The following is a 3912-nucleotide window of genomic DNA, read 5'->3' on the forward strand; positions in this document are numbered from 1 at the left end:
AATTCACAAAAAAGGGCTTGGATTATTGATAAAAGGTTTTATATTTGCACCCTCATTAAGGAATCGACTTGATAGCTCAGTTGGTAGAGCATAACACTTTTAATGTTAGGGTCCTGGGTTCGAGCCCCAGTCAGGTCACTGGTAGAGATACCAATTAAAAACAAAACCCTGCTAATCGTTTGATTGGCAGGGTTTTTCGTTTTTTACTAATTTAGATGATATCATATTATATCATCTAATTAGTTCACAATTCGTCAACATGGGTTTTTAAATCGTCAACATTCGTCAACATGTCGTAAAAGTGACTTATATTTATACTCATACAGCATCTAGTTGATTTGACTTTCGTCTCAATTTTGTTTAACAATTAAGACGACAACTATGAAAACCTCTGTAACATTTTCAATTCTTTTCTGGATTTACACATCTAGGGCCATAAATAATGAATCGAACATCTATGCTCGGATCACTATTAACGGAAAAAAGTCCAACATAAGCCTTAACCAAAAAATCAACATTGATCGCTGGAATTCCAAATACCAAAGGATGAAAGGACATGGCATTTTGGCTCGACAGATCAATCTTTTTCTCGACGACACTAAAACCAGTTTAATCCAAACCTATCGAGAATTGAAGAATGAACACCGCGTGGTAACGGCCCAATTGGTAAAAGCTCGATTTTTAGGCGAAGACAAGGCTTGCCATTCCATGAGAGATCTATTTTTATACCACAATGACCTTATGGAAAACAAACTTTCCGAGAAGACATTATGCCATTATAAGACCAGCCAAAAATATATTCTGGAATATGTCAAAAAAGAATTTAAATCCACTGATATCTACCTTCAAGATTTAAACCACGCCTTTGTGTTAGGTTTCGAGAGTTTCCTTAGAGGTTATAAGCCCAGGCATTATCAGGGGAGAATAGGAAACAATGCAGTCATGAAGCATATCCAAAGGCTAAAAAAGATGACAAAAATGGCCTATAACATCGAGTGGATTGAAAGTGAGCCATTTCAAAGGTATCAGTTGAAATTGGAGAGAACGGAGAGAGATTATCTCACTGACAAGGAACTGTTGGTTATTGAAAACCTGAAAACCACCATTGAAAGACTTCAAACGGTCAGGGATTTATTTGTATTTAGTTGTTATACCGGCATTTCATACGCTGACATTATGGAATTGACCCCAAACCATATTATTGAAGGTATAGACGGAAATAAATGGATCATGTCCAAAAGAAATAAATCTGGAGTTCCGTTTAAAATACCTTTGCTCATACAAGCAGAGATTATCATTAATAAATACAAAAAACATCCCAGAACCCAATATTCTGGGAAACTACTTCCTAATTTATCCAATCAAAAACTAAATAGTTATTTGAAAGAAATCGCAGACCTATGTAAAATCAAAAAAAACTTAACATTTCACATGGCTAGGCATACTTTCGCAACAACCGTCACTTTATCCAACGGTGTTCCAATGGAAACAGTTTCGAAATTATTGGGCCACACAAAGCTTACCACTACCCAAATTTATGCTAGAGTTATTGAGAAGAAAATTAGTGAGGATATGGAAGCGTTGCAAACGAAGCTTGGGAGGCAAGCTATTATTTAATCATAAGGCTCGGCTTCCGTTCATTGTTTCACATAAACTCCAAAGATGACTGGGATCAAGAAATATTCTATGGAAATCAGTATTAATCATACATATTGTGTAATCAAGTCCATCACAATAAACTGAATTTAACTACATTAAGAGAACTTTGATATGTCACAAAGGAATCCCTATGGCCAAAACTGAAAACAAGTAAAAATATTTTCCAGCTAAACATTTAATACACATAGCCACTAATTGGACTCACTGATTTTTCATTTTTAGTAATGGCCACCTTCGCATTCAGGCAGTATCATTTTTAAAGCCTAAAGAAAATTCATCAATCTAACAGTCTTTTCTTGGAGTTCCCTGCTTCAAGGGTTTTTATCGTTAATTCTTTAGAGACGGATTCGCAAAAAGCTCCTATTTCTATACCCGCACACAAATAGTCTGATTAAAAACGCACCATAAAACAAATGCCTTCATCTCTTCATACAACCCATTATTTGAACTCGTATCATAAGGCAAATAGGATACCTCAGAGCTGTCAAACTGGTCGTGTGCCTATTAAGAAATAAAATCATGACCCATCGGTGAATATTTTACCGAAACCGATTCTTCCTGATTGCCAGATCATTGAAATGTTGAATTCTTGCACTGCCATCATCTTTTTTTAACCTTGCCACTGGGCGGCAAGAAAAGCTTTCAAACAGGAGTATCTTATGATATAATTTTTTAGTGGATATTGGAGCGACCGCTTTGATACCACCGGAAATGTCAGATCATAGATTGGCGAACAAGACTTTCCCAAAAAACCCATAAAATCGCAATAAGAAATCCAAATAGGGTTGGCAATATGACCTTCAACTATTGATTTACTGTCTTTTAAGACACTTTCATTTGTTCAAATAGTTATAAATAAATTGTTGAAGTAATTTATCTTCATCGTCCCTGATGGAATTCAACCTCCCAAATCTATCATAAGCATACTTAGTCTTTAGACCGCTGGGCCCGCTAATTTCGGATATGCCAACATGCCTTCGGTACTTATAGGTCGTAATAAGAACACTTGTTGGATTGCTGCTTAAGATATTACTTATTTGTTGTAATTTTGAATCGATGACCGTTGGCGAAGTGGCGTTTCGGAGCTCAGAAACTGAAGATCCTGCCAGGTTCAAAACCTGTGAGTATGTGGCATTTTCAATCTTCATTACTGGATATGTGCCGTTATAGGACCAAAGATAAACAGTTGAATGATCATTTGACGGTGTAATTTGTTGGATGTTATAATCTGTATTATATGAAATATCCATCAAGGGTTCGAAGGTATATGGATTGCCAACATTAAAAGGGACAGAGCCATCAGGAGAAACCTTTGCTTTATAAACAGTAGCAGGTAGCCCAAAGTTATTATAGGCAAACTGCTGTCCGTCTATTAATCGGTCATTGTGATAAACACGTACATCAATAGGTTTACCAACAATAAAATTGTTTTTAAGCGACTGAAAAAGAGATGGATAGTCATCAGGATAATAATAAAATGTCTGAATACTGTCCCCTTTACTGGTAGTTTGTGTTTGCTTTGTCAATTGCGCATGATTGGGGTTGGAATGGTAATACCTTGTATTTTCTGTGACTGTACCTTCTGGCAGATAGGTCTTTTTTGTTTTCCTTTCCAGGTAGAACCAACGTGAATTGTAATAATATTCCTGATACCTGTTAAAAGAAAAAGAAACCACACATTGTCCAAATCGGTCGTTTGGGTGAATTATTCTTTCATACCCTACCCTTACCCCTTTTACATCATACGAGTTTTCGACATTACCCGTAATATTGCCATAATCATAGGCGGTCTCTTCTTTGAGCGTAAAGGAACCGGAGTCATATACATAGTGTTTTTCCTTTATTAAGTGACCCCTAGCCCAATCAAAAGGGCTTGCCGGAGCAAACGGATATGAAATAGAACCCTGGTCGTTGAAATGTGAATAGGTCCTTTCCGTCTTGCCTCCCTCACCATTTAATCCGATCCACTCCGTAACATTTGGATACCCCACATAACTCCCATTGGACGTGCCCAAAAGGGTATGGGAATAAGATTGCCTAAAAAGTTCAGTACAATACATCCCATTCCCCTGACCGAATTCCAATAAATAATCATAAACCGGCCTAAAAAAAAGAGTACCTATCCCATATGTGTACTTCTTTTTTATGGTTGTTGTACCATCAAAATTATGTATCTCCTTAATCCTCACACCTCCACTCAATAGCATCGTCGAATTTTTATGTGCTTCATAAACAAATTGGGTGTACCCCCCT

Annotated in this window: 2 protein-coding genes and 1 tRNA gene; 2 read left to right on the forward strand and 1 reads right to left on the reverse strand. The window is 36.8% G+C overall.

The window, feature by feature from the left end; all coding sequences use genetic code 11:
* Positions 1–65: 65 nt before the first annotated feature.
* A tRNA-Lys gene (locus tag VLZ86_RS03915) sits at positions 66–138 on the forward strand.
* Between the two features lie 243 nt (positions 139–381).
* Positions 382–1617: a site-specific integrase gene (locus VLZ86_RS03920; protein WP_325448938.1), complete on the forward strand. Its 1236-nt coding sequence runs from the start codon at positions 382–384 to the stop codon at positions 1615–1617.
* A gap of 875 nt (positions 1618–2492) precedes the next feature.
* Here VLZ86_RS03920 and VLZ86_RS03925 read toward each other — a convergent pair.
* Positions 2493–3912, reverse strand: a 1420-nt coding sequence (locus VLZ86_RS03925) for a hypothetical protein (protein WP_325448941.1), incomplete at its 5' end; no start/stop codon positions are given.

Origin of the sequence: Gelidibacter sp. (assembly GCF_035515035.1) — a bacterium.
GTDB lineage: Bacteria > Bacteroidota > Bacteroidia > Flavobacteriales > Flavobacteriaceae > Gelidibacter.